The organism is Phyllobacterium sp. P5_D12, from assembly GCF_054049495.1.
Genome location: NZ_JBFUMG010000419.1, coordinates 1 through 3,947, shown reverse-complemented (window position 1 = coordinate 3,947; position 3,947 = coordinate 1). Strand labels below are relative to the sequence as shown.

At 52.8% G+C, this 3,947-nt stretch carries 4 protein-coding genes; 1 reads left to right on the top strand and 3 read right to left on the bottom strand.

Annotated features, from left to right (window positions below):
• On the bottom strand, nt 1-922 hold a 922-nt coding region (locus ACXJ5O_RS20820; protein ID WP_457301551.1), incomplete at its 3' end, for a histidine kinase dimerization/phospho-acceptor domain-containing protein.
• A 153-nt stretch (nt 923-1,075) separates the two neighbouring features.
• On the opposite strand from ACXJ5O_RS20820, the gene ppk2 reads away from it, so the two are divergent.
• Complete coding sequence (ppk2, locus tag ACXJ5O_RS20815) at nt 1,076-1,921, top strand: polyphosphate kinase 2 (RefSeq protein ID WP_457301552.1); 846 nt, start codon at nt 1,076-1,078, stop codon at nt 1,919-1,921.
• Here ppk2 and ACXJ5O_RS20810 read toward each other — a convergent pair.
• Both ACXJ5O_RS20810 and ACXJ5O_RS20805 read right to left on the bottom strand, forming a co-directional pair.
• The gene (locus tag ACXJ5O_RS20810) at nt 1,893-3,146 is read right to left on the bottom strand and encodes a glycosyltransferase (protein ID WP_457301550.1); all 1,254 of its coding nucleotides are present in this window, start codon (nt 3,144-3,146) and stop codon (nt 1,893-1,895) included. The genes ppk2 and ACXJ5O_RS20810 overlap by 29 nt on opposite strands.
• A 387-nt stretch (nt 3,147-3,533) precedes the next feature.
• Nucleotides 3,534-3,725: a hypothetical protein gene (locus tag ACXJ5O_RS20805; protein WP_457301549.1), complete on the bottom strand. Its 192-nt coding sequence runs from the start codon at nt 3,723-3,725 to the stop codon at nt 3,534-3,536.
• Between the last annotated feature and the right edge of the window lie 222 nt (nt 3,726-3,947).

The window sequence follows — 3,947 nt, the reverse complement described above, 5'->3', positions numbered from 1 at the left end:
GAACATTGATGGGGCCAGCATCAATATTGCGCTCAAACTCGACGCCAAGTTCGGCAGCGAGCGGACTAAGTGAGTCCGCCACGTGGTTGAGCACCACCGCCAGATCAACCTGATCCTTGACGGCAATATGTGCCTTCATCTCGATGCGGGACAGCGACAGCAGATCATCGATCAGCCGCGCCATGCGTTCGGCCTGTTTCTGCATGATCTGGAGGAAATTATCGCGAGCCGCCTCATCATTTCGTGCGGGGCCGCGCAAAGTCTCAATAAACCCGCTGAGCGAGGCGAGCGGTGTGCGTAACTCATGACTGGCATTGGCGATGAAGTCGGACCGCATGCGCTCCAGACGATGCGCCTCGGTTTGGTCGCGGAATGACAACAGATATTGTCGATCTGCTCCACCCGCCTGGTCGAGCAGAAGCACGGTGGCGCGATACCAGCGTTCTACCGGAACGCGCTCAAAATAATCGACAGATCGTGCCATCGCGTCCGCGACGACCGATTGGACCAGTGTCTGCATTTCAGGCGCACGAAAATGCATCAATAGCGCACCGCCCCGCGCCAATGGCGGAAAAGCGCCATTGGCAGCAGGATTGACGTAAAGTATCGTCCCCTCATGGTCAAAAATGATCAGCGGATCCGGCAATTGCGCTGCAAGTTGCTGACCTGAGAGGCTGAAGATTGCCGGATCATTAATATTCGTATCGATGTGTCGGGCTGTGTTGCGGGGGAGAGCTGCGGAAAGCATGACGACGGCAAGGAAAACTAGCATCAGGATGCCAAAACTCAACCACCAGGACGCGCCAGAACTTAAAACCAAGGCCGTTATGAATGCAGCAACTCCCAGCACAAACCGCGCCTGGATCAACCTTTCCACAGCTCTTCGCCACAAGGTCCGGCTTTCCAGCCTCCATATGCGCATGCGTTAAACTCCTGCACTACAGTCCTTTTTCGCCTCTGGACGAGCCAACGCTCTCCCAATAACATGGCTTTATGTCAATTGAGGATGAATGACTTGGGTAAAGATTCAAAAAAGACATCGCAACGCCCGGGTCAGGGGAAATCCACACTCAAACTGAAGATTGACGGCAAGAAGCGCAGCTTCAATATTGACGATCCGAAATTACCGGTCTGGATCGAAGATGGCGCGCTGGAATCCGGTGATTTTCCCTATACTGAAAAGATGCCAAAAGACGAATACGCGGAGACCCTCGAGAAGCTGCAAATCGAGCTGGTGAAGCTGCAATACTGGCTACAGGATACCGGCGGCCGGGTGATGGCGGTTTTCGAGGGACGGGACGCGGCGGGCAAGGGCGGCACGATCTTCAATTTGCGTCAATACATGAATCCGCGCTCCGCGCGCAACGTCGCCTTGCCCAAACCCAGCGAGACCGAGCGGGGCCAATGGTATTTCCAACGCTATGTCTCGCACTTTCCCACCACCGGCGAATTCGTAACCTTCGACCGTTCCTGGTATAATCGAGCGGGGGTCGAACCCGTGCTCGGATTTTGCACCCCCGAACAGCATGAGACATTTCTCGAAGAGGCACCTGGCCTTGAGCGCATGATCGTGGCCGATGATATTCATTTTTTCAAATTCTGGCTTGATATCGGTCAGATCATGCAATTGAAGCGCTTCCACGATCGCAGGCATAGCCCTTTGAAGAACTGGAAATTCTCACCGATCGATATCATGGGTGCCGAAAAGTGGGACGACTATACGAAGGCACGCGACCAGATGTTTGCTCGGACCCATACGCCTTACGCGCCGTGGACGATCGTGCGTTCCAACGACAAACGCCGCGCACGCCATGCAGTGATCCGCCGAATACTCTTGAGCCTACCCTACAAGGGCCGAGATCTCGATTTGATCGGCAACGAGGACGCCTTGATTATCGGTTCGGGTCCAGGCTTTCTCTAACCGCGGCCGGTCGGTGAGGCGTTTTTTCCCATAGAAAGGGCTGTGTGCAGAGCTGTTTGACCGCACGCCATGCCGCGACGGATACCAACATCCAATAAAACGGTATGACGTGCAGTATCGAACCCTTTATTTCTTTACCTACCGAACTGCGGTTTCCCAGCGCGTGGAATGACAGGTAACCCATAGTAATATTCATGCAATCATAGATTAAAATACCGCGATCGGCGGTAGCAGCGTTTTCCAAAACARGATTGACCCCCGAATACGCAATGAAAACAAGCATGAGCGGATACAGCAGCGAAGAGACAATTAATCCTGCTATCAACATGTGATAGACTAGAATCCGTCGAAAACCGAGATCGCCCAGCAACTGCCTCGGATGCCGCATCTCGAATAGCCAAGTCTGCATCCAGCCTTTCAGCCAGCGTGTCCGCTGCCGCAACCACACGTCGGTGACCGTCGGCGCATCTTCAATCGTTGGCAACGACAACATCTCGACAATAAATCCGCGACGAGCGAGCCGCGTACCAAGTTCAGCATCTTCGGTCACGTTGTATGGGTCCCAACCGCCGACTCCCTCGAGACAGTCGCGGCGAAAATGATTGGAACTTCCGCCGAGCGGTAACACCAGACCGTTGCGGGCAAGCCAGGGCAAAAGGCCAAAGAAATGCACTGCGTATTCAAATGCGAACAAGCGGGCAAGCCATCCTTCGTGAGCGTTCCCAATAACCAATGGAGCTTGCAGGCAGCCTAGATTGCCCCCTCCCGCACTGAAGCGCTGCCATGCCTCGAGCAGTTGATCGGGATCCGGTCGGTCTTCTGCGTCATAAACAACCACAAATTCTCCGCGCGCCATTTGAAGTCCGTAGTTCAGGGCTTTCGGTTTTGTACGAGGCCCGATGCCGGGCACCGGAATGACCATGAAACCATGGGGTAGTTTCTGATCCTCGAACGCCGCAATGGTCGCGAAGTCATCCGCTTCGCACAGGAAGGTTACTTCCAGCTTCGAGTGTGGCCAGTTGAGCTTAGTCATGGCCCGGACCAATTGCGGAACTACATCGGCCTCCTTGTAAAGAGTAATCATGACGCTATAGACAGGAAGCTCGCGCGCTGGAACGGTGAGAGGACTCGCGTTTCTCTTCTTCTCGTTGCCCTCATCGCCAATAGGCGCAGTAGGATGCAGCCGGAAAAAAACACCGAGAAAAGCATATGAAAAATGAACCATAGGCAAGAAGGTGCAAGCGCAAGCCCGAATAGGATTGACGCGCTCGAGAGCCCGAGAAGGATGCCTTGGCTGCCGGTCACAACAATCCTTGCCGAGAAACCTCGACTAGTCGTTTCGACAATGTTTACGGCATTTTCCGCTAGCGCCTGCTCGTAATGCAGTCGCAGAAATTCTAAAAGGTGCGCGGGAATCGTTATTCTCAGTCGGGCTGCGATATCCTGGCTTTGGGGAAGATGAAGTTTGAGAACTGCAATTTCTTGCAGCGTCGGCGCAATATAGATCAATGTCGTGTGATCACATGTGACGACTACTGCGTGCCTTATACGCCTCAGAGCCACTGAATTCGGTATCGTGGGGGCGACGACATGTACATCTTTAGCTATCTCATCAAACAACAAGCTCTTCATCAGCAATACACGAGGCGATCAATGCGTCATCGGCACCATCGGATGCATAAAGCTCTTCGAGGAAGGAAGTCGCATTGTAAAAAGATCGCCTGAACGCCGCGATGATCGGCGGCTTCGCCATTCCACCTGCGCAGAGGCGAGCGGCGAGCGAAATCGCTATTGCCTTGGTCATGGGGGGTATCTCTAATGAGGGATGGGGGCAACTACACTCCCCGCTGACATCTGGAAATAGCAAATGTAGTGATGCAACAATATCATCTGAAACCTTCAATCAAAAATTGAAATATAAAATATCAATACACTAGAAGTAGTATTTCTCGATATATAATGCAGACTATGCGAAATATTGACAATTAATATTGAAATTTCGTGATTGTCATTAGTTTTTCTGAAC

Coding starts and splice junctions, on each gene's coding strand:
- ACXJ5O_RS20805 (WP_457301549.1), bottom strand. CDS start 3,725: ATGACCAAGGCAATAGCGATTTCGCTCGCCGCTCGCCTCTGCGCAGGT.